We start from the raw sequence: 21,623 nt of genomic DNA on the forward strand, positions 1-21,623 counted from the left end.
TCGGCGGCTGGGATGTGAAGACGGGATCTCGCGCGGCCAACATCACGGGCGGTCGCGCGAGACCTCGCTTGTCGTCAGCTTCTCATGAAGCCTTCGCACTCGCCCTCGGCCCAGGCGAGCGTCTTTTCCATGCTTTCACCCTGGTAGTACCGCAGGCACATCTTGGTCAGCGTGGCCTGGAAGTAGATCTGCTGCGCGATCTTGGGCGGCGCGGGCGAGGCCGCAATCGACAGCGTCTGGTGCTTGTAGGGGTTCGGATAGTGGTAGAGCGTCCCCTTTGGCGGCGCTTGCTCCGCCCAGACCTTCAAGGTCGTGAGCTTTTCGTAGGCCGGCAGGTCATAGCCACCGCTGGCGACCACCATTTTCTCGATCGATGCAGGTTGCGATAGGTGCGTCAGCAGGCTCTTGGCCGCCTCCTTGTTCTTCGAGAACGACCAGATCGACCAGAAGAACGGCAGATAGGGCGCGAAGCGTCCCTTCGGCCCGGCCGGGAACCCGTGCGTCCAGCACTGCTCGGCGACTTGCGGAGCATCGCGCTTGGCGACCGCCCACGCGCTCGGCGGATTCAGGATCATCGCGCCCTTGCCGGCGACCAGCCACTTGTTGTTGGAAGCGTCGTCCCATGCCGACACATCGGGCGGCAGGAAGGCGAGCAGCTTCTTGTAGTAGTCGAGGGCCTGGCGCACCGCGTCGGTCTTGACGGTGAGATTGCCCTTGGCATCGACCAGCTGCGCGCCGAACGACTGGAAGATCGCGCCGGCGGTGTCGACGCTGTCGCTGGTTTCGCCGAGGCCGATACCGAACGGGAATCCGGCCTTGTGGCAGGCTTCAGCCGCCTTGAGGAACGTATCGAGGGTCCAGTTATCGGCTTTCGGCTCGCTTCCGACCGGATACATCTCCTGCACGTCGATGTTGGCGTGTTTCTTCATCAGGTCGATGCGTGAGCAGGGACCCTTGATCTGGCTGCCGACGCTGGCGGGAACGCCGAGCCATTTGCCGCCGGCCTGGCCGAGATATTTCACCGTGCCGTTGACATCGCCGTTCAGCTTGAGGAGCGGATCCATGATGTCGTTGACCGGCTCGAGCAACTCGGCGTTGGCCTGCGGCCACCATGTCGGCATCTGGAAAATATCGTGACCGGATTTCGCCTGCGCCTCGGCGGCGATGGTGACGATGTTCTTGTTGCCCTGGCTGGTGATGTAGTCGATCTGGACCTCGACCTTCTCCTTGGCAGCCCATTCATTGACCAGCTCGGTGGACGCACTGTTCGCGCCGGGCACCCAGTGATCCCAGAAGCCCATCGAGAGCTTTCCGGCTGCGTAGGCGCCACGCACGTAGGGGGCTGTAATCAGCGCGGCCGATGACAGCGCTGTCGCTGCGACGAATTCTCGGCGCGAGAGCTTCTTCCGTGACATGGCATTCCCTCCCTGGTAGCCGACGGACAAAAGACTTTTTGAATCCCGTTGTTCTTTTTTGTGCGTCGCGTTTGCGCGACGTCGCGGGATTGCGTTGAAACCGATCAGAACAGAATTGCCGGCATCTGTCGAGAAACGAGATGCTGATGCCAACTAGAACTAACGTTGTGGTCAAATAGCAGGCAGTACCGTTCGCATCACTGCAGTTGCCGGCGGTTTGCCGTGCGTCTTGCGATCATGCTGCGACGCACGCGGGCGGCGACGCAGACAAGGTCGCAGACGGTGCGCGGTTGAGCCGCAGCTTTCCGGTCAAGCCTCAGCGAACTCTGTTCCGCCATGTTGATGCCCGGCGCGGCCGATAGACTCGCTGAAGCCGGAAACGCTAAAGTCCGGATTTGTCGAACCTACTCCCGCATCAATTCCGCAATCCACCACCGATCACGGAGACCCGATCATGCTCATCCCGGTAGCGAAGCTGCGCGCACAATGGAGATTGTGCGCCGCGGTTGGGGCCGCCACCGTCACGTTGCTCGCAGTGCCTCATATGGTCGATGCGCAGATCGTGCAGGGCGTCGAAAAGGGGGCGCGCGAGGGCAACAAGGCTGCCGGGCCGGTCGGCGGCGTTCTCGGCGGAGCCATCGGCGGCGTTGTCGGGGTGGTGACCGGCGTGACCGGGGTGTTGACCGGCAACAATGGCAACAACCCCAATGCCGGCAGCGGCAAGAACGCACAGGGCGCGGCGGCCGGCGCCAAGGCCCCCAAGTCGGCCAAGGCCGCCGCAAAGGACAAGGGCGCGAAGCAAGCGCCGACCGTGCTGACCCAGGCCGGCGCGCCGCAGCTGACGGCCGAACAGATCGTCGCCAACAGCGACGCCAACATCGAACGGATCAAGAAGGAGCTCAACCTGACGCCGGAGCAGGAGAAGAATTGGGCCGGCTTCAACAGTGCGATGCACTATCTCGGCCACAACGGCGCCGACCGACTCAACCTGCGCATCGCGCGGGCGCAGCGCGATCCGCCGGATGACATCATCGAGCAGATGCGCAACGAGGCCCAGTTCCTCAATGACCGGGCGGTCGATCAGCGCGGCGTCGCCGACGCCGCCGAGCCGCTGTTTGCCAGCCTCGACGACAAGCAGAAACAAATCTTCATCAACGAAATGGTCCGCCTGAGCCACGAACGCGGGCTCGACTGAGGAAATCTCGCCGGCCAAGTGGGGACGAATAGCCGGGCCACCAAGCCCTGGGGTAGGTTAAAGGCGCAGCACCCGGCTATTCTGCCGCAGCGGCGCGGCCCGGTTAATTCGTCATTCAATGTTGAAGAAAAACGGACCGGATCACGCCCGAGTGATGGCCGAGTCAGGGCCTTGTCGGGAACCATCCACAGCGCCCGAGGCCAGCGCGGATTGAGCCGTCAATGACCGGGACATCGGCGCGGCAAAGCGACGATGTCCTTCGGACGGCTCTGCCCGGCAATCAGCGATCCGCAAAACGCTGGCGCTTAGCTCTTCGGGAAGTTCAGCTCCACACCGACGCCGTCCGGATCGTAGAGGAAGATCTGGGTGTCGCCGGTGCGCGGCACGATCTGCTCACGGAAGGTGACGTTCTTCGACTGGAGGCGCTTGCGCACGGCTTCGACGTCGCTGGCGGCAAAGGCGATATGGTCGAGGCGGCCGGTGTCCTCATATTTCTTCGCGGTGCCGCGCACCACGATGCCGTCGCGGGGCTTGCGGGTGCCCATCAGATGGACGGTGGCCTGACCGCCGGAATAGAGCCAGTAGCCGGGGAAATCGAGCGGCGGCCGTTCGCCGTTCTCGAGCCCGAGCACATCGCAATAGAACGCCTTGGTCTTCTCCAGATCCTGCGGCTCGATGGTGTAATGCTGTAGTCCACCCAATGGCATGGTTCTTCTCCTTGAGAAATCGGGTTAAACGAAGCTGAGGTCGGCATCGACGCCCAGCATCCAGGCGCCGACGGTCTCGAAATGACTGAAGCGGCCCTGCAATTGCTGGGTCACGGTGTGGATGTCGCGGAAGCGCCGCTCCAGCGGATGGCCGTCGAAGATCGCGGTGGCGCCGGCGGTGTTGTAGGCGAAATCGACGGCCTCCCGCGCCTTGTGGATGGCGTGGGTGGCCGCCATCCGGATCGTCATGCGCTGTGCCACCGTGATGCTGTGGCCGGCAACCAGATCCTTCCAGATGTCGGCCATCGACTGCAGCAGGAAGGCGCGGGCCGCGCGCAGATTGACCTCGGCCTGGGCGAGGCCGGACTGCACGACCGCATTGTCCCGCAGCGTCTTCTTCATGCCGCGCGGCACCTTGTTGCGGGCGACGTCGACGAAATTGTCGAGCGCGCTGCGGGCAATGCCGCAGGCGACCCCGGCAAAGCCGATCTGGTAGCAGGTGTGGTTGCTCATCCGGTACAGCGGGCCGTCCTCGCGGCACTCGCGGTCGAATTCGCGGGTGATCGAATGGTCCGCGCGGACGAAGACATCGTCGAGCGCGAACTGGTCGCTGGCGGTACCGCGCAATCCGACCGTGTTCCAGATGTCGGTCCATTCGACGTCCTCGGTCCGCACCAGCATTGTGCGCTCGACCTGGTCGCCATTGGCGTCCCGGCGCGGCGATCCGTCCGCGGCATAGACCGGGCAGTGCGCGCCGAGCCAGGTGGCGTGCCGCCCGCCCGAGGCAAACGACCAGACCCCGGTGACGCGGTAGCCGCCCTCGCACTCGATGGCATTGACCTTCGGGCCGGGGCCCCAGGCGAGCACGGCACGCGGCTCGGCAAACACTTCCTGCGCGACCGGCAGGTCGAGATAGGCCGCCGACATCGCGCAGCCGCCAGCCTGGCTCAGGCACCACGCCGTCGAGGCATCCGCCTTGGCGATGGTCTCGATGGTATGAAAGAAGGTGACGGGATCGGTTTCGATCCCGTCGGTTGAACGCGGCAGCAGCAGGCGGAACAGCCGCGCCTCATGCAGCCGGTCGAGCAGGTCGGGCGGCAGGCGGCGTGTCGTTTCGATATCATTGGAGGCGGCCGCCACCGCGTCCCTGATCGACTCGGCGCGGGCGATCACGTCGCGATCGCCGGTAAGGTCCGCAGCAGTCACATTCATGTTCGCCTCCCTCAGGCGCGCCGGATCGTTGCGGAGGCCGCGACGTCGACCGTCGCGTTGAGCTCCTTGTCGATCTGCTCGATCGATTTGCCCCGGGTCTCGAGCCCGAAGAACAAATAGACGGCCCCCGCCATCAGGAACCAGCAGCCGAGATAGACGAAGGCGGTCGGGATCTGGGTCAGTGGCACGTCGGGCTTGAGGTAGTTGTTCGAACCGACGATCAGCGCAAGCCCGACCGGCCCGATGATCTTGCCGATGCCGCCGAAGCCATAGGCCGACCCCATCCCCGTGGTGCGCAGATGCGACGGCCAGACCTCGGCCGCGTAGGGACCGACGATCGCAAAGCCGCCGTCGGCGAAGAAGAAGGCGGCGGCCAGCAGCAGCCAGAACGCCGACATGCCGAACAAAGTCGCGTCGTAGTGGTAGCCGGCGATGATCGTCAGCGCGCCGGCGCCGAAGCCGAGCAGGCCGCCGGCAACACGCCGTCCGAGCAGCTCCGAGAACCAGGAGAACGAGATGCGGCCGAGGAAGCCGGTGATGCTGAGCAGGATCATCATCTTGGCGGCTTCCTGCGGCGTCACCTTCAGCAGCAGCACGAACAGTGCGGGCGCCCATAGCGTGATGCCGTAGACGCCGGTTTGCGCGCCTGCATTGCCGAGCCAGGAGACGATCAGGCTGCGCGGATATTTGAACAGATCGAACCAGCTCGTGGTGATGATCGGACCGGCGTCGGCCGCGCTCGGCAGCGGCAGCTCCGACGGCGGCACCTGCAGCGCCCAGGCCAGCGACTTGCGGGCTTCGTCATAGCGTCCTTGCCGGCACAGCCAGCGCGGCGACTCCGGGACCCAGATCCGAACCAGCAGCACCAGGACCGACGGCAGCACGCCGATCGCAAACAACAGCCGCCATTGATCGGTTCCCATGACGGCTCCGAGCACCGCGCCGAGGCCGACGCCGAGCGGGATCACGCAGGTGACGAGGCCGCCGACCCAGCCGCGCTTGTGCGAGGGCATGAACTCCTGCACCAGCGGCAGGTCGACACAATAAAGACCGCCGACGCCGGTGCCGACGAAGAAGCGCAGGATCGCCAGATAGACCCAGCCATTATCGGGTGTGAAATAGAGCAGGCCGGTCGCAATCGAGAAGTTCAGCACCGTGCCGATGAAGACGATACGCCGCCCGACCCGGTCGGCGAGCCAGCCCCAGAGGTAGGCGCCGAGGATGGCGCCGATGCCGGAACTCATCAGCACGGTGGCCGACTGGCCGAAGGTGAGCTTCCACGGTCCGATCAGGAACGCGAGCACGAAGCCGATCAGGAAGTAGTCGAAGAATTCCAGCGCATCGCCGATGATGGCCGCCGCAAGGATCTTGATCTGGTTGCCGGTCAGAGTCGTCCGGCGATCGAGAATCTCGAACATGGCGCGTCTCCCCATGGCGCCTGTTCATTGTTCCCCGGAGCGTGCGTCGCGCCAGCGCATCGCCCATAGGATGAGGCTATCCTCGTGCCAGCGCGAACGACAAGCCCGCGCCGACGCGGGGCTCATCTGCATTCGCGCGATAAGCGGTTCGGCGTACTGCTGCGCACATGGTGGTGCGAAAGCCCGATTTGAGCCGCCGGAGCCGTTGACTTCTGCAATGCCGATCGCCCACGTTTGCGTGGAGGAAACGGGGAGCAGCCGGGTGGACGAAAAGCGCAAGCATCCGCGAACCGAGGTCAATGAACCCGGCTATGTCTCGTCGGGCGGTTCGGTCATGCATTGCACGATCGTGAACATCTCGCCGGAGGGGGCGGCCATCGAGGTCGAGAATCCGGCCTTCGTCCCGCACCGATTCCGCCTGGTGATGGCCCGCGACGCCTCGGTCGTCTACGAGTGCCAGGTGATCTGGAGTAAGAAGTCGCGAATTGGAGTGAGTTTCGTGGCAACCGCCTGAGCGCGGCTATCTCGATTGGGGACGCCCATGAACCTGCGTGCCAAGGAGCCCGGGTTTCGTTGCTGGAACAGCAGGTGATCCGCCGATGAATCCGGAACCTGCAACGATCTGCCTTGGCTGCTGGCAAAACCTGCATATGCCGATCCCGTTGCGCGGTCCTTTGGCGGCGCCGTTCCGTCTGTTCGGCGTCCGGCCGAGCCGCATGAACCCGAACACATGCACGATCTGCGAGATGGCCTTCTCGAAGATCATGAAGGCGCGCGCCGTGACCATCGACGCCACCATCCTGTTCGCCGATCTGCGCGCTGACGCAGACCATCGCGCAGGATGGGCTGACCTCGCTGCTCGACGCGTTCTACGACGACTGCGCCGCCGCGATCTGGCGCTATGACGGCATCCTCAACAAGACCATCGGCGATGCCGTGTTCGCGATCTTCAATTTCCCGGTGCGGCGCGACGATCTCCGTGCAGGCCTTGCTCGTGGCGCGCCAGATCCAGCGCAGTTTTCGCGACAGGCACGATGCGCTGGTGCGGGCGATCGGCGCCGGCGACATCGAGATCGGCATCGGAATCGGATTGGATAGCGGTGACACCAATTTCGGTGAGTTCGGCCAGGCCCACCGCGACCTGACGGCAGTCGGCACGGTGGTCAATCGCGCGGCACGCGCGCAGGCGGCCGCCAGGTCAGGCGAGATCCTTGTGACGACGGCCGTGCGGGATCGAACCCGCGACATGATCACGGCAGCCGGTGCCGATTACACCCTGAAGGGCTTCGACCAGCCCGTCACATTATTTCCTGCGTGAATTGGCTTTCGCGTGAATTGACGCGGCGCAAAAAAGACGGCTCCAGCGTGCAACTGCGCGCCGAAGCCGTCGGGGATGGTCGTTTGCCGATTACGAACGCCGCCTCAACGCAAGGTCGGCGGCTTGGTTCCAGCCCGTATGAAAATCTTCGAACCGGCGTCAGCGCCACATGCCGCGCATCCGGGCGCCGATGTCGATCGGCGGCGCGCGGTTGGCCGCGGAGGCCTGCGCGGCCGCGGCGCGCGGCCAGGTGGTCCGCTCGAACATCGGCAGCAGTCGTTCCGGGATGAAGCGGGTGCGCGAGGCATACATGTGGCGGTCGCCCTTGGCGGCCTGGCCGTGAACGAAGAAGCGCTGCGGCACCAGCAGATGCAGATCGTCCTTGGCGCGGGTCATCGCGACGTAGAGCAGGCGGCGCTCCTCCTCGAGTTCGGCCGACGTGCCGGCGCCGAGGTCGGAGGGCATGCAGCCATCGACGACATTGAGCACATAGACGGATTTCCATTCCTGGCCCTTGGCGGAATGGACTGTCGACAGGATCAGATAATCCTCATCGAGCAACGGCACGCCAGCCTGGTCGCTGGTCGCATCGGGTGGATCGAGCGTAAGCTCGGTGAGAAAACGTTCGCGTGACGGGTAGCCGGCGGCGATCTGCTCGAGCTGAATGAGATCGGCGCGGCGTACCTCGCTGTCCTCGTGGATGCGATCGAGATGCGGTTCGTACCAGAGGCGGGCGCGTTCGATATCGACGGGCCATTCCGAGTAGCGAAGGTTCTCGATGGCCTCCACGAACAGCCGCCAGTCCGCACCGGCGCGGGGCGGAGCGGGCAGCGCGACGAGCGCAGCAATCGGATCGGCGGCCTCGGTCATGCGGTCGAGCACCCGCTGCGCCGAGGCCGGTCCGACGCCGGGCAACAGATGCAGGATGCGGAAACCTGCAACCCGGTCGCGTGGATTGGCGGCGAAGCGCAGCAGCGCCAGCATGTCCTTGACATGCGCGGCGTCGAGGAATTTGAGGCCGCCGAATTTCACGAACGGAATGTTGCGGCGGGTCAGTTCGACCTCCAGCGGTCCGCTGTGCGAGGAGGTGCGGAACAGCACCGCCTGGTGCTTCAACAGGGTGCCTTCCTCACGATTGGCCAGCACCTGCTCGACGATGTAACGGGCCTGATCGGCCTCGTCGCGGATCGTGACGAGCAGCGGCTTACGGGTCGAGGTCCGGTCGGTCCACAGGTTCTTGGTGAAGCGCTCCTTGGCGAGCGAGATCACGCCATTGGCCGCCGACAGGATCGGCTGCGTCGAGCGATAGTTGCGATCGAGCGTAACGATCTCGGCGGCCGGGCTGAACTGGGCCGGGAAGTCAAGGATGTTGCGCACGGTGGCGGCGCGGAACGAATAGATCGACTGCGCGTCGTCGCCGACCACGGTGAGCCCGCGGCCCGCGGGCTTGAGCGCGAGCAGGATGGAGGACTGCAGGCGGTTGGTGTCCTGATATTCGTCGACCATCACATGGTCGAAACGGCCGCCGATCTCCTCGGCCAGAGCGCTGTCCGTCACCATCTGCGCCCAGTAGAGCAGGAGGTCGTCGTAATCGAGCACGTTCTGCCGCTGCTTGGCTTCGACATAGGCCCCGAACAGCTGTTTCAATTCACTGGCCCAACCGGAGCACCACGGGAAGAACTGGCCGAGCACGGCCTCGATCGGCATCTCCGCGTTCACGCAGCGCGAATAGATCGCAACGCAGGTGCCCTTGGTGGGGAACCGGCTTTCGGTGCGGGAGAGCCCGAGATCGTGGCGGACCAGATTGATCAGGTCGGCGGAATCCTCGCGGTCATGGATCGTGAAGGCCGGGTCGAGGCCGATACGCTCGGCGAATTCGCGCAGCAGCCGCGCGCCGATGCCGTGGAACGTGCCGGCCCAACTCAGCGCGTCGGTCATGACCGAGGCGCGATCGCCGAGCACGCGGCGCGCAATGCGCTCGACGCGGCCGGCCATCTCGGCGGCGGCGCGCCGCGAAAAGGTCATCAACAGGATGCGGCGCGGATCGGCGCCAGCGACGATCAGATGCGCGACGCGATGGGCGAGGGTGTTGGTCTTGCCGGACCCCGCGCCCGCGATCACCAACAGCGGCGCGCCGACGATGCAATCCTTGCCGACCCCGTGCTCGACAGCGCGGCGCTGCTCGGCATTGAGCGCATCGAGATAGGCTGTGTTGGCAAGATCAGTCACGAATCACCCCCACGAAACGCTAACAGACATTGCGATTCATTGGGGCCGGCGCGCCGAGGCGGACGGAGAGAAATTAGATTGACATTAACGCGGCGCGGCGCACAACCCCGCCATGGGTGACGTATCCAAATCCGACACGCCGCTGAAGGCGACGTTCAAGGTGCGGCTGAACGGCGAGACGGTGACGCTCGCGACCGTCGGCCAGGCCTATAGCTTCATCAGCAATCTCAGCGCCGTCGAATGGATGGAGTTCCGCTCGCTGCATGACGAGGCATTGGTTGCGCTCGAGAGAGCGGCCGGTAACGCCATGCTGACGGTGCAAGCGACCAACGCGTTGCGGATGCTGTTCGTCCGCGCGAAACTGCTTTGAAAAGAAAACGAGCCGCCTTGGTGTTCCATTGGCCCTCCAAGGCGGCCCGAGAGTGCGGCTGAAGCGCATTGCGCACCCGGCCGTCGCGTGTACCGCCGTTACCTTGTTTGCGGCCATAACGAACAGCGCCTTACGCAACCACCGCCGATTCGGCTGTAGCCGCGGCACCACAATCACGGGCCAACGTCATCGACCAGGCGGTCATACACGAGCGCGGACCGGAGGTTCATGGTTGCGATCTTCAGATAGCTCGGCTCGCGCATGGCGTTGTTGAACATCATGATCGCCGTCTTCCAGTAGCCGCGCTCGCGCTGATCCAGGTTTAGCGCGGACAGGTAGTCCGCGGCGTCGCCGACCGTCGCGAGCGTTCGCCCGTCCTTCAGCGTAATCGGGAACGCAAGCGGCGACCGCTTCTCCAACTCCAGCACGTCAGGCTCCCCCAGGACCAAGCAGCAATAAGACAAAGCAGCAATAACAGGAACAGACCTAGCTGCGCCGCTATATCAAAGCCTTAAGGGGACGTCCGGCCTGGCTGGCGCGGACGGTCAGAACGAATCCGCCAGCGCGATCTCCGCCTTCAGCGCGTCGATCCGCCGTTCGGCTTCCTCGGACGTCAGGTCGCGTGCGTACTGGTTCGGCTGATAGGCCTCCTCGGCAAGGCTCCTCAACCGCAGCGCCTGGGCACGGGTCATCAGCCCACCAAGCCGCTCCGCGACCCCACCATATCTTACCGCTGCCACGCTCATTGCTTGCCTCGCTTGCTGGATCGTGACTTGACAATATGTTCTATTTTTGTTCTAACAAGACATGGACAATAAGATCAATGAAATTCGGCGCAAGATCAGCACGTTGCGAGCTGAGATGAGCCTGATCGAGGCGTCGATCCGGGATCAGGTCAACCGTGACCTCGATTGCAGTGAAGCATCGTACCGGCTGATGGCGATGCGAGCCGAAGTGGCCCAACTGGTCGGCCGGTGGAAAGCCGCCGGCGGCGGCGAGCGTCTCCCTACGGTCCGGGAGCGGCTGAGCCGGAGCTTCGAGGACCGCGCCGGCACGAAGGTCAAGGTGGACAAGGACAAGGCGAAGCCTGCGCCCGGTCACAGCAACGCCCGGGTGTGATCCGGGGGTTTGTCCAAAGAAGGGAGCCTCGAACACCGGCTCAGGCCCAAATCAGGTTTCAAGGAAGGAACCCGGACCGCAGGATCTGCATTTTCTTGTGGTGAGAGCCAATACCATAGCATCGCCCAGCGCCATGATCGCCGATCCGACCGCGCCACCGCGGGCATCGATGAATGACGATCGCAGTCCACTGCTGACGCTGATCTCCTGCATCAGCTGCATCAGGACGATGCGGCTCGAGAGCAGCCATCCGGGCAGCGAGGGCAGGGATATTCTTCAGTACCGCTGCGAGCAATGCAGCCGCATCGAGCGGGTGCAATTGGTGCGGCGAAGCTGGCCGGCGGAACGCTAGCCTTTCGATTTAGAGCTAGTGTCCCGAATCCGAAGTTCGCATCATTTGCCGCACCTTCGGAGCGAACTTCGGATTCGATAAGGACACTGGCAAACTTATGATTCTAGTGTGCTTTATGAATGCGAAGTTCGTGAAAGTGGCTGCCGCGAAATCGCACGAACTTCGCATTCAGCACACTAGGAGCGGGCTTTCGCCTTTGGTCTTGCCACGACGTCATGCGCGGTGGCATCGAACTCGCTCGAAGCGTTGCCGGATGGCCCGCTCGTCGCGCTGCCGACGCCGTGCCCCGTCAACTTTGCGAGTTCGCGGCTGAGGTCGTGGATGTGGTACGGCTTGCGCAACACCGGAAAGTCGGACCTCACGTCGCGTGCGCTCGCGCTGTAGCCTGTCGTCAGCAGGATCGGCAGCTCGGGCTTTCTGTCCCGGATCGTGCGCGCCAGCTTCAGTCCATCGATCCTGCCGGGCATGACGATGTCGCTGAACACCACATCGATCCCGTTGGCGTCGATTTCCGACAAGGCGGCCTCCGCGTTCGAGGCCCAGCGCACGGTGTAGCCGAGCTGTTCGAGCAGGCCCGTGCTCGCATCGGCGACGGCAGGATTGTCCTCGATCAGCAGGATCGTGGCCAAGCCGGGCGTGCTGTGCCCCGTAGCCGTGCGCTTTGCGGCCGCAGTCCCGCGCGGGAGATAGATGCTGACCGTCGTGCCCTTGCCGAGCGCGCTTGTAATCTCGACCCGGCCATCCGCCTGGTGCGCGAAACCGTGAACCTGGGACAGCCCAAGGCCGGTCCCTTTGCCGACCGGCTTGGTGGTGAAGAAGGGATCAAAGACCTTGTTCATGACATCGTCTGGAATGCCTTCGCCGGTGTCGGTAATGCTGACGACCACCTGGGCGGCTTCCGGGACATTGCGCGCCGCGACGGTCAGCGTGCCGCCGCCGGTCATCGCATCCCGGGCATTGACCACGAGGTTGATCAGCGCGGTCTCAAATTCCGTCGGATCGACGAAGATCGGCCAGAGATCCGGTCCGATCTCCATGTTCAGCTTGATCGCGCCGCCGAGCGCGCTGGTCAAAACCTCTCGCACCGCGGTGATCCTGTCAGCGACGTTGATGGTCTGCGGATTGACACTCTGCCGACGCGCGAAGGTGAGGAGCTGCCTGGTCAGGGACGCGGCACGCTCGGATGCGGTTTCGATCGCGCCGAGTGCAAGCATCCCCCGTTCGCTCATCACCTCGCGCTTGATCCGGTGCAGATTGCCGGAGATGATCATCAGCAGGTTGTTGAAGTCGTGCGCGACGCCGCCGGTCAGTTGGCCGAGCGCATCCATCTTTTGCGATTCCGCAAGCTGACGCTGCACCTGTTCGAGCTTCTGATGCGCGTCGCGCCGCTCGGAAATATCCCGGGTGATCTTGGCGAAGCCGACCAGGCTGCCGTCGGTATCGCGGATCGGATCGATCACGACGCTCGCCCGGAAGAAAGAACCGTCCTTGCGGACCCGCCAGCCTTCCTCCACGTAATGCCCGGTCTCTTCCGCGATCTTGAGCGCATGGGCGGGCTTGCCGGCAGCCTGGTCGGCCGGCGTATAGAACCGCGAGAAGTGCTGGCCGATGATTTCGCCGGGCGAATAGCCCTTGATGCGCTCGCCGCCGGCGTTCCAATTGGCGACGATGCCGGCCGGCGTCAGCATATAGAGCGCATAGTCGGTGACATTGCTCACCAGCAGGCGGAACTGGCTTTCGCTGGCCTCGAGATCCGCGCGCGCCTGATGCCGCTCGGTGATGTCGCGGGTGACCATTGTGTAGCCGACGAGCTTGCGCTTCTCGTAGATCGGATCGATGACCACAGCGGCGTAGAATTGCGACCCGTCCTTGCGGACGGACCAGCCTTCGGCCGCTGAGTGCTTCTCCTTCCGCGCCATCTGCAGCGCTCTCGCCGGAACGCCGGATGCGCGGTCTTCGGCAGCATAGAAGACCGAGAAGTGCTTGCCGAGGATCGCCTTGGCCGGATAGCCCGTGATGCGCTCGGCGCCCTTGTTCCAGTTGATGACCCGGCCATCGGGGCCGAGCGTGCAAATGGCGTAGTCGACCACGCCGCCAGCCACCGGCCGACGATCGTGCCGGCTCTCGACGATGCCCCGTTTGAGTTGTTCTGATTTCTTAACCATCACCGATCCTGCCCCCGCCCGAAACGCGCGGGGATGGTCAATGTTCCATGCGAGCACGAGGACCGGGCGATCAGGGCCGGCTCCGTCGTTCTTCGGAAAAGTTCGGCCAACGGTCGGAACTTTTGGTTCCAATCGCGATTAAGGTACTCGGTTTGCGTCACAAATTGCGGTTTTGGCGTTTTCCCGCTTGAATAGATCAAGGGCAGTCATTCTTATGGTCACACTGGCTTTTCCGAGTCTCTGGATTCGCAGCCAGCGCGTAGGGGAAATTACATGACCGATCTCGGTTCGTCGCCTCGTCCCCGTGCTGATACGCGCCGCAGCCAGCAATCAAACGGAAGCCTCGATTCTTCGCATGACCTGCTGCAGTCGCTGCAGGCGATGCGCGCCGGCGATTTCTCGGTCCGGATGCGTGGCGACTATCTCGGCATCGACGGCAAGATCGCGGACGCCTTCAACGAAATCGCTGCCGCCAACGAACGCATGGCGCAGCAATTGGCGCGCGTCGGCCAGGTCGTCGGCCGCGAGGGACAGACCCGCCAGCGCGTCAATTTCGGCCTCGCCAGCGGCGCCTGGGCCGATATGGAGAGCTCGGTCAACACGCTGATCGACGATCTGCTGTGGCCGACGCGCGAGGTCACCCGCGCGGTCGCTGCGGTGGCGCAAGGCGATCTGCTGCAGACCGTGCAGCTCGACGTCGAGGGCCGGCCGCTGCGCGGCGAATTCCTGCAGTCGGCGAACATCGTCAACACGATGATCAAGCAGCTCTCGGTGTTCACCTCGGAGGTCACGCGCGTGGCGCGCGAAGTCGGCACCGAGGGCAAGCTCGGCGGCCAGGCCCAGGTGCCGGAAGTGACCGGCGTCTGGAAAGACCTGACCGAGAGCGTCAACTCGATGGCCAACAACCTGACCGGCCAGGTCCGCAACATCGCCGAGGTGACGATCGCGGTCGCCAACGGCGACCTGTCCAAGAAGATCACGGTCGACGTCCGCGGCGAGATCCTGCAGCTGAAGGAAGCCATCAACACGATGGTCGATCAGCTGCGTTCGTTCGCTTCCGAAGTGACGCGCGTGGCGCGCGAGGTCGGCACCGACGGCAAGCTCGGCGGCCAGGCGATCGTGCCCGGCGTCGCCGGTACCTGGAAGGACCTCACCGACTCGGTGAACGCGATGTGCGGCAACCTGACCGCCCAGGTGCGCAACATCGCCAACGTGACCACGGCCGTGGCGCGCGGCGACCTGTCGCGCAAGATCACGGTCGACGTCAGCGGCGAGATTTTGGAGCTGAAGGACACCATCAACACGATGGTGGACCAGCTCAACTCGTTCGCGTCGGAAGTGACGCGTGTGGCGCGCGAGGTCGGCACCGAGGGCAAGCTCGGCGGCCAGGCCCAGGTGCCCGGCGTTGCCGGCACCTGGAAGGACCTGACCGACAACGTCAACTTCATGGCGTCGAACCTGACTGCGCAGGTCCGCAACATCGCCGACGTCGCGACCGCGATCGCCGGCGGCGACCTCTCGAAGAAGATCACGGTCAACGTGTCGGGCGAGATCCTTCAGCTGAAGGAAACGCTGAACACCATGGTGGACCAGCTCAACGCGTTCGCGTCGGAAGTGACGCGCGTGGCGCGCGAGGTCGGCACCGAAGGCAAGCTCGGCGGCCAGGCCAACGTGCTCGGCGTCGCCGGCACCTGGAAGGATCTGACCGACAACGTCAACTTCATGGCGTCGAACCTGACCGCGCAGGTGCGCAACATCGCCGCCGTGACGACCGCGGTCGCTGGCGGCGACCTCTCGAAGAAAATCACGGTGGACGTGCGCGGCGAAATCCTCGAGCTGAAGGACACCATCAACACGATGGTCGATCAGCTCAACGCCTTCGCCGGCGAAGTGACGCGCGTGGCGCGCGAGGTCGGCACCGAAGGCAAGCTCGGTGGCCAGGCCGAGGTGCGCGGCGTCGCCGGCACCTGGAAGGATCTCACCGACAGCGTCAACTCGATGGCCTCGAACCTGACCGCGCAGGTCCGCAACATCGCTGAGGTCGCGACCGCGGTGGCGAAGGGCGACCTGTCGAAGAAGATCACGGTGAACGTGTCGGGCGAAATCCTTCAGCTGAAGGAAACGCTGAACACGATGGTGGACCAGCTCAACGCCTTCGCCGGCGAGGTGACTCGCGTGGCGCGCGAGGTCGGTACCGACGGCAAGCTCGGCGGCCAGGCCGAGGTGCCCGGCGTCGCCGGCACCTGGAAGGACCTGACGGACAGCGTCAACTCGATGGCCGGCAATCTCACGGCGCAGGTGCGTAACATCGCCGAGGTCGCGACCGCGATCGCCGGCGGCGACCTGTCGCGCAAGATCACCGTCGACGTGCGCGGCGAGATCCTTCAGCTGAAGCAAACGCTGAACACGATGGTCGACCAGCTCAACCGCTTCGCGGGCGAGGTGACGCGCGTGGCGCGCGAGGTCGGCACCGACGGCAGCCTCGGCGGCCAGGCCAACGTGCCCGGCGTCGCCGGCACCTGGAAAGACTTGACCGACAACGTCAACTCGATGGCCGGCAACCTGACCGCGCAGGTCCGCAACATCGCGGAGGTGACCACCGCCGTGGCGCGCGGCGACTTATCGCGCAAGATCACCGTCGACGTGAAGGGCGAAATCCTCGAGCTCAAGAACACCATCAACACGATGGTGGACCAGCTCAATGCGTTTGCGGGCGAGGTGACGCGCGTGGCGCGCGAGGTCGGCACCGAGGGCAAGCTCGGCGGCCAGGCCGAAGTGCCCGGCGTCGCCGGCACCTGGAAGGATTTGACCGACAACGTCAACTTCATGGCGTCGAACCTGACCGCGCAGGTCCGCAACATCGCCGAGGTCGCGAGCGCGATCGCCGGCGGCGACCTGTCGAAGAAGATCACCGTGGACGTGCGCGGCGAGATCCTGCTGCTCAAGGACACCCTGAACACGATGGTCGAGCAGCTGCGCTCGTTCGCCGCCGAAGTGACGCGCGTGGCGCGCGAGGTCGGCACCGAGGGACGGCTCGGTGGCCAGGCCGTGGTGCCCGGCGTCGGCGGCACCTGGAAGGACCTCACCGACAACGTCAACCTGCTGGCGGCGAACCTGACCACCCAGGTGCGCAACATCGCCGAAGTCACCACCGCGGTGGCGCGCGGCGACCTGTCGCGCAAGATCACGGTCGACGTGAAGGGCGAAATCCTCGAGCTCAAGAACACCATCAACACCATGGTCGACCAGCTCAACGCCTTCGCCGGCGAGGTGACGCGCGTGGCGCGCGAGGTCGGCACCGAGGGCAAGCTCGGCGGCCAGGCCGAGGTGCGCGGCGTTGCCGGCACCTGGAAGGACCTCACCGACACCGTCAACGTCATGGCGGTCAACCTGACCGAGCAGGTGCGCGGCATCGTCAAGGTGGTGACCGCGGTCGCCAACGGCGACCTGAAGCAGAACCTGACGGTGAAGTCGAAGGGCGAGGTGGCCGCGCTCGCCGACACCATCAACAACATGACCGAGACGCTTGCGACCTTCGCCGAACAGGTCACCAGCGTGGCTCGCGAGGTCGGCGTCGAGGGACGGCTCGGCGGTCAGGCCAACGTGCCCGGGGCGGCCGGCACCTGGAAGGATCTCACCGGCAACGTCAACCTGCTCGCGGCCAACCTGACCTCGCAGGTGCGCGCGATCGCGGAAGTGGCGACGGCCGTGACCAAGGGCGACCTGACGCGCTCGATCCAGGTCGACGTCCGCGGCGAGGTCGCCGAGCTCAAGGACAACATCAACACGATGATCGGCAACCTCCGTCTCACCACGGAGCGCAACACCGAACAGGACTGGCTGAAGACCAATCTGGCGCGCTTCACCAACATGCTGCAGGGCCAGCGCGATCTTGCGACCGTTGGCCGGCTGCTGCTGACCGAGCTTGCGCCGCTGATCAATGCGCATATGGGCGTGATCTACCAGGTCGACAATCCCGAGAATGCGCAGTTGCGCCTGTTGTCGGCCTATGCCAGCGACAGCAGCAATCCGTATCCGCAGATCGTCCAGTTCGGCGAGGGATTGATCGGCCAATGCGCGCTCGACAAGCGTCAGCGCCTCGTCTCCGAGATTCCCGGCGATGCGGTGCCGATCAATTCGGCCTTGATGCGGATCATGCCGAAAAACCTCGTCGTGTTTCCGGTGCAGTTCGAGAACCAGGTCAAGGCGGTGATCGAGCTGTCCTCGATCTCCTCGTTCACGACCTCGCAGATCACCTTCCTCGAACAATTGACCGACAGCATCGGCATCGTGCTCAACAGCATCGAGGCGACGATGCAGACCGAGGCGCTGCTCAAGCAGTCGCAACAGCTCGCCGGCGAGTTGCAGACCCAGCAGAAGGAATTGCAGCAGACCAACGATCAGCTGGAGCAGAAGGCCCAGCAGCTGGCCGAACGCAATGTCGACGTCGAGCGCAAGAACCAGGAAATCGAGCAGGCGCGGCGCGCGCTGGAAGAAAAGGCGACCGAGCTGTCGCTGACTTCGAAGTACAAATCCGAATTCCTCGCCAACATGTCTCACGAGTTGCGGACACCGCTGAACTCGATCCTGATCCTGGGCCAGCAGCTCACCGAAAATCCCGACGGCAACCTGACCGGCAAGCAGGTCGAGTTTGCCCGCACCATTCACGGCGCCGGCACCGACCTGTTGAACCTGATCAGCGACATCCTCGATCTCTCCAAGATCGAGTCCGGCACGGTGACGGTCGACGCCGAGGAAATTCTGACATCGAGCCTGCTCGAGACCGTCGGACGGCCGTTCCGGCACGAGGCGGAGAACCGGCATCTCTCGTTCAGCATCGATGTCGACGCCAATCTTGCGCGCAGCATGGTGACCGACTCCAAGCGGCTGCAGCAGGTGCTCAAGAACCTGTTGTCGAATGCGTTCAAGTTCACCGCGGAAGGCGGCGTCAGCCTGACCGTGTCGGCCGCGCTCGGCGGCTGGAGTGTGGAGCATCCGATCCTCAACGCGGCGCCTGCGGTCGTTGCGTTCGAGGTGTCGGATACCGGCATCGGCATTCCACAGGACAAGCAGAAGCTGATCTTCGAGGCGTTCCAGCAAGCCGACGCCGGCACCAGCCGCAAATATGGCGGCACCGGTCTTGGACTGGCGATCAGCCGTGAGCTCGCGGGTCTGCTCGGCGGCGAGATCCATCTGCGCAGTGCGACGGGCAAGGGCTCGACCTTCACGCTCTATCTGCCGCTGAAATATGCCGGACCCTCGGTGGCACTGCGCCCGCAGGCTCAGCCGATCGCGATGCCGCACGCGCCGGCGCCGGCACTGCAGGCTTCGGGCGCGCAGGAGCGTGTGATCGAGCAGCTTCCGGACGACCGGCTCGATCTCGAGCCCGGCGACACCATCCTGCTGATCGTCGAGGACGATCCGCATTACGCGCGGGTGCTGATCGATCTGGCGCGCGACAAGGGCTTCAAGGTGCTGGTCGCAAGCCGCGGCGCCGAAGCGCTGGATCTGGCCAAGCAGTTCCAGCCGAGCGCGGTGTCGCTCGACGTCTTCCTGCCCGACATGCTCGGCTGGACGGTGCTGAGCCAGCTCAAGCACAATCCGCTGACCCGTCACATTCCGGTTCAGATCATCACGCTCGACGAGGACCGGCAGCACGCGCTGGCGCGCGGCGCGTTCTCCTTCGTCAACAAGCCGACGACGACGGAAGGCGTCAGCGCTGCGCTGTCGCAGATCAAGGAATACGCCAGACCACGCCGCAAGCGCCTGCTGATCGTGGAGGACAATGCGGCGGAGCAGCTCAGCATCACCGAACTGCTCGGGCACGAGGATATCGAGATCGTGACCACCGGCACCGGGGCAGGGGCGCTCTCGACGATGCGCGAAAATCCGTGCGACTGCGTCGTGCTCGACCTGCGCCTGCCCGACATGAGCGGTTTCGAAGTGCTGGATCAGATCCGCAAGGACGAGACGCTGTCCAATATACCCGTCGTCGTGTTTACGGGCCGGGAACTTTCAGCGGAAGAAGACGCGGAACTGCATACGATGGCGCGCAGCATCGTCGTCAAAGGCGTGGAATCGCCGGAGCGTCTGCTCGACGAAACGTCACTGTTCCTGCACCGTGTGATCACGGAATTGCCCGTCGAAAAACAGAGGATGCTGGAGAAGCTCAATGGTTCCGATGAGGATCTTATTGGCAAGACCGCACTGCTGGTCGACGACGATGCCCGCAACATCTTCGCGCTCTCGAGCGTGTTGGAGCGGCGAGGTATGAAGGTGTTGACTGCGACAACCGGTCACGAGGCCATCTCGCTGGTCGAATCCAATCCCAAGATTGCGATCGTGCTGATGGACATCATGATGCCGCAGATGGACGGTTACCAGACCATCGGCGCCATCCGGCAAAACTCCGCCTTCGCGCGGCTGCCGATCATCGCGCTGACCGCGAAGGCGATGAAAGGCGATCGAGAGAAATGCCTGGAGGCAGGCGCGTCCGACTATCTGGCGAAACCCGTGAACACCGAGCAACTGCTGCTGGCGATCCGCATGTGGCTGCACCGCTGATCGGCGATCGAACATGATGGACCACGAAAAGGTAAACATCCTTCTGGTCGATGACCAGCCGGCGAAGCTGCTGGCCTATGAGGTCATCCTGAAGGAGCTCGGCGAGACACTGGTCGCCGCGTCGTCGGGCCGCGAGGCGCTGGAGTTCCTGCTCAAGAACGAAGTCGCGGTCATCCTGGTCGACGTCTGCATGCCAGAGCTCGACGGCTTCGAGCTCGCGGCGATGATCCGCGACCATCCGCGCTTCCAGAAGACCGCGATGATCTTCATCTCGGCGATCCAGGTCAGCGATATCGACCGGCTCCGCGGCTACGAGATGGGCGCGGTCGATTACGTGCCGGTGCCCGTCGTGCCCGAGGTGCTGCGGGCAAAGATCCGCGTGTTCGCCGAGCTCTACCGCAAGACACGACAGCTCGAACGCCTCAACGCGGAGCTCGAGGACCGCGTGCGCGCACGCACCGCCGAGCTCGAGCAGTCGACCACGCGACTGGTCGAAAGCGAGGCACGCCGCAGCATGGCGATTGCGGCCGGCAAGATGGGCTCGTGGGACTGGGATTGGGTCAACGGCGACTGGATGTGGGACGAGGGGCAATACAAGATCTTCGGCGTCGACCCGAAATCCTTCAAGCTCACCTCCGACAATATACAGGCGCTGTTTCATCCCGACGATGTCGAGCACCTCCGGCAAGCCTGGACCGGCTTCGGCAAGGGCCAGACGTCCTATGAAACCGAATTCCGCGTCATGCGGCCGGACGGCGAAGTGCGCTGGTGCGTCGGTACAGCCGCGGCCACCAGCGACCGCAACGGCAAGGTGGTACGGGTGAGCGGCGTCACCGTCGACATCACCGATCGCAAGAAGGCCGAGGAGCGGCAGAGCCTATTGACCCGCGAGGTGGACCATCGCGCCAAGAACGCGCTCGCGCTGGCACAATCGATCGTGCGGCTGACGCGCGCGCAGAACGTGACCGCCTATGTGCGGGCGGTCGAGGGCCGCATCACAGCGCTGGCACGCGTTCACACCGTGCTGTCGCTGTCGAGCTGGCAGGGCGCCGAAATCCGGCGGCTGGTCGCCGAGGAGATCGCGCCGTATTCGGAAGCCGGACAGATCCAGATCGATGGCGAAGAGGTGCAGTTGCAGCCCGCGACCGCGCAGACCTTGGCGCTGGCGCTGCATGAGCTCGTCACCAACTCCGCCAAATACGGTAGCCTGTCGGTGCTGTCGGGCCGGCTTGCGATCACCTGGGAACTGCACGACGAAACGTTGATCCTGGCCTGGGTGGAATCCGGCGGACCTCCCGTGACCAAGCCGAAGCAGAGAGGTTTCGGCACGAGAAGCGTCATCGCCAGCATCGAGACCCAGCTCGGCGGCCGCGCCGACTTCGATTGGCGCACCGAGGGCCTGGTGTGCCGGCTCACGGTTCCGCTCAAGGCGCTGGCTGGAGAGCCCGCGGCCTACCGCGATTTGTCGACGGCCGAGCAGCGCCAGCCCATGGTCAGTTCCAGGGCCGTGTAGCGCCTCCCATCGAACAGGAACCAAGCGCCGGACGCTGCGGTTAACG

General features: G+C 64.4%; 17 protein-coding genes. 9 read left to right on the forward strand and 8 right to left on the reverse strand.

Going from position 1 to position 21,623, the window contains the following annotated elements:
* Positions 1–74: 74 nt before the first annotated feature.
* Entirely contained in the window at positions 75–1,415 is a 1,341-nt protein-coding gene (locus ACVI1L_RS34725) for an ABC transporter substrate-binding protein (RefSeq protein ID WP_168856372.1), read from the reverse strand.
* Positions 1,416–1,869: 454 nt separating this feature from the next.
* Between ACVI1L_RS34725 and ACVI1L_RS34730 the strand changes: the two genes are divergently transcribed.
* Positions 1,870–2,610, forward strand: a complete 741-nt coding sequence (locus ACVI1L_RS34730; RefSeq protein ID WP_076828866.1) for a Spy/CpxP family protein refolding chaperone — start codon at positions 1,870–1,872, stop codon at positions 2,608–2,610.
* 305 nt (positions 2,611–2,915) lie between these two features.
* Here the strand turns inward: ACVI1L_RS34730 and ACVI1L_RS34735 are convergent, their stop codons facing one another.
* From ACVI1L_RS34735 to ACVI1L_RS34745, 3 genes are read right to left on the reverse strand one after another with little or no spacing between them, the layout of a single operon-like run.
* Positions 2,916–3,317 carry a VOC family protein gene (locus ACVI1L_RS34735; protein ID WP_063790124.1) on the reverse strand — a complete coding sequence of 134 codons (402 nt, stop codon included), beginning with the start codon at positions 3,315–3,317 and terminating at the stop codon, positions 2,916–2,918.
* Between the two features lie 24 nt (positions 3,318–3,341).
* Positions 3,342–4,529, reverse strand: coding sequence for an acyl-CoA dehydrogenase family protein (locus ACVI1L_RS34740; RefSeq protein ID WP_456784950.1), 1,188 nt, complete (start codon positions 4,527–4,529; stop codon positions 3,342–3,344).
* An 11-nt stretch (positions 4,530–4,540) separates the two neighbouring features.
* Positions 4,541–5,947: an MFS transporter gene (locus tag ACVI1L_RS34745; RefSeq protein WP_456784951.1), complete on the reverse strand. Its 1,407-nt coding sequence runs from the start codon at positions 5,945–5,947 to the stop codon at positions 4,541–4,543.
* A gap of 262 nt (positions 5,948–6,209) precedes the next feature.
* On the opposite strand from ACVI1L_RS34745, the gene ACVI1L_RS34750 reads away from it, so the two are divergent.
* From ACVI1L_RS34750 to ACVI1L_RS34760, 3 genes are all read left to right on the forward strand, one after another.
* The gene (locus ACVI1L_RS34750) at positions 6,210–6,461 is read left to right on the forward strand and encodes a PilZ domain-containing protein (RefSeq protein WP_076828861.1); all 252 of its coding nucleotides are present in this window, start codon (positions 6,210–6,212) and stop codon (positions 6,459–6,461) included.
* 85 nt (positions 6,462–6,546) lie between these two features.
* Positions 6,547–6,852 (forward strand): hypothetical protein, encoded by a 306-nt coding sequence (locus ACVI1L_RS34755; RefSeq protein WP_456784952.1) that lies wholly within the window; start codon positions 6,547–6,549, stop codon positions 6,850–6,852.
* Between the two features lie 89 nt (positions 6,853–6,941).
* Entirely contained in the window at positions 6,942–7,265 is a 324-nt protein-coding gene (locus ACVI1L_RS34760) for an adenylate/guanylate cyclase domain-containing protein (protein ID WP_456784953.1), read from the forward strand.
* Positions 7,266–7,424: 159 nt separating this feature from the next.
* Here the strand turns inward: ACVI1L_RS34760 and ACVI1L_RS34765 are convergent, their stop codons facing one another.
* Positions 7,425–9,494, reverse strand: coding sequence for an ATP-dependent helicase (locus tag ACVI1L_RS34765; RefSeq protein WP_456784954.1), 2,070 nt, complete (start codon positions 9,492–9,494; stop codon positions 7,425–7,427).
* A 112-nt stretch (positions 9,495–9,606) separates the two neighbouring features.
* Here ACVI1L_RS34765 and ACVI1L_RS34770 point away from each other — a divergent pair, with 112 nt between their 5' ends.
* Positions 9,607–9,864 (forward strand): hypothetical protein, encoded by a 258-nt coding sequence (locus ACVI1L_RS34770; RefSeq protein ID WP_057018676.1) that lies wholly within the window; start codon positions 9,607–9,609, stop codon positions 9,862–9,864.
* A gap of 173 nt (positions 9,865–10,037) precedes the next feature.
* Here ACVI1L_RS34770 and ACVI1L_RS34775 read toward each other — a convergent pair whose 3' ends face one another.
* Positions 10,038–10,292: a hypothetical protein gene (locus ACVI1L_RS34775; protein WP_028332017.1), complete on the reverse strand. Its 255-nt coding sequence runs from the start codon at positions 10,290–10,292 to the stop codon at positions 10,038–10,040.
* 117 nt (positions 10,293–10,409) lie between these two features.
* Positions 10,410–10,610, reverse strand: coding sequence for a DUF3072 domain-containing protein (locus ACVI1L_RS34780; protein WP_026192767.1), 201 nt, complete (start codon positions 10,608–10,610; stop codon positions 10,410–10,412).
* Between the two features lie 61 nt (positions 10,611–10,671).
* On the opposite strand from ACVI1L_RS34780, the gene ACVI1L_RS34785 reads away from it, so the two are divergent.
* Both ACVI1L_RS34785 and ACVI1L_RS34790 read left to right on the forward strand, forming a co-directional pair.
* The gene (locus ACVI1L_RS34785; protein ID WP_038377154.1) at positions 10,672–10,983 is read left to right on the forward strand and encodes a hypothetical protein; all 312 of its coding nucleotides are present in this window, start codon (positions 10,672–10,674) and stop codon (positions 10,981–10,983) included.
* Positions 10,984–11,152: 169 nt separating this feature from the next.
* A complete protein-coding gene (locus tag ACVI1L_RS34790) occupies positions 11,153–11,335 on the forward strand; it encodes a hypothetical protein (RefSeq protein ID WP_225646739.1) in 183 nt (60 codons plus the stop codon).
* 176 nt (positions 11,336–11,511) lie between these two features.
* On the opposite strand, the gene ACVI1L_RS34795 is transcribed toward ACVI1L_RS34790, so the two are convergent.
* The gene (locus ACVI1L_RS34795) at positions 11,512–13,500 is read right to left on the reverse strand and encodes a PAS domain S-box protein (RefSeq protein ID WP_456784955.1); all 1,989 of its coding nucleotides are present in this window, start codon (positions 13,498–13,500) and stop codon (positions 11,512–11,514) included.
* A gap of 273 nt (positions 13,501–13,773) precedes the next feature.
* Here ACVI1L_RS34795 and ACVI1L_RS34800 point away from each other — a divergent pair, with 273 nt between their 5' ends.
* Together ACVI1L_RS34800 and ACVI1L_RS34805 are read left to right on the forward strand one after the other, a co-directional pair.
* Positions 13,774–20,064, forward strand: coding sequence for a HAMP domain-containing protein (locus ACVI1L_RS34800; RefSeq protein WP_456784956.1), 6,291 nt, complete (start codon positions 13,774–13,776; stop codon positions 20,062–20,064).
* A gap of 16 nt (positions 20,065–20,080) precedes the next feature.
* Complete coding sequence (locus ACVI1L_RS34805; RefSeq protein WP_057018673.1) at positions 20,081–21,577, forward strand: sensor histidine kinase; 1,497 nt, start codon at positions 20,081–20,083, stop codon at positions 21,575–21,577.
* Positions 21,578–21,623: the final 46 nt, after the last annotated feature.

This window comes from Bradyrhizobium sp. USDA 4516 (genome assembly GCF_054055915.1).

Bases quoted from the DNA above. Each gene is read 5' to 3' on its own strand.
- ACVI1L_RS34725 (WP_168856372.1), bottom strand. From the start codon at position 1,415: ATGTCACGGAAGAAGCTCTCGCGCCGAGAATTCGTCGCAGCGACAGCG.
- ACVI1L_RS34730 (WP_076828866.1), top strand. From the start codon at position 1,870: ATGCTCATCCCGGTAGCGAAGCTGCGCGCACAATGGAGATTGTGCGCC.
- ACVI1L_RS34735 (WP_063790124.1), bottom strand. From the start codon at position 3,317: ATGCCATTGGGTGGACTACAGCATTACACCATCGAGCCGCAGGATCTG.
- ACVI1L_RS34740 (WP_456784950.1), bottom strand. From the start codon at position 4,529: ATGAATGTGACTGCTGCGGACCTTACCGGCGATCGCGACGTGATCGCC.
- ACVI1L_RS34745 (WP_456784951.1), bottom strand. From the start codon at position 5,947: ATGTTCGAGATTCTCGATCGCCGGACGACTCTGACCGGCAACCAGATC.
- ACVI1L_RS34755 (WP_456784952.1), top strand. From the start codon at position 6,547: ATGAATCCGGAACCTGCAACGATCTGCCTTGGCTGCTGGCAAAACCTG.
- ACVI1L_RS34770 (WP_057018676.1), top strand. From the start codon at position 9,607: ATGGGTGACGTATCCAAATCCGACACGCCGCTGAAGGCGACGTTCAAG.
- ACVI1L_RS34780 (WP_026192767.1), bottom strand. From the start codon at position 10,610: ATGAGCGTGGCAGCGGTAAGATATGGTGGGGTCGCGGAGCGGCTTGGT.
- ACVI1L_RS34785 (WP_038377154.1), top strand. From the start codon at position 10,672: ATGGACAATAAGATCAATGAAATTCGGCGCAAGATCAGCACGTTGCGA.
- ACVI1L_RS34790 (WP_225646739.1), top strand. From the start codon at position 11,153: ATGAATGACGATCGCAGTCCACTGCTGACGCTGATCTCCTGCATCAGC.
- ACVI1L_RS34795 (WP_456784955.1), bottom strand. From the start codon at position 13,500: ATGGTTAAGAAATCAGAACAACTCAAACGGGGCATCGTCGAGAGCCGG.
- ACVI1L_RS34800 (WP_456784956.1), top strand. From the start codon at position 13,774: ATGACCGATCTCGGTTCGTCGCCTCGTCCCCGTGCTGATACGCGCCGC.
- ACVI1L_RS34805 (WP_057018673.1), top strand. From the start codon at position 20,081: ATGGACCACGAAAAGGTAAACATCCTTCTGGTCGATGACCAGCCGGCG.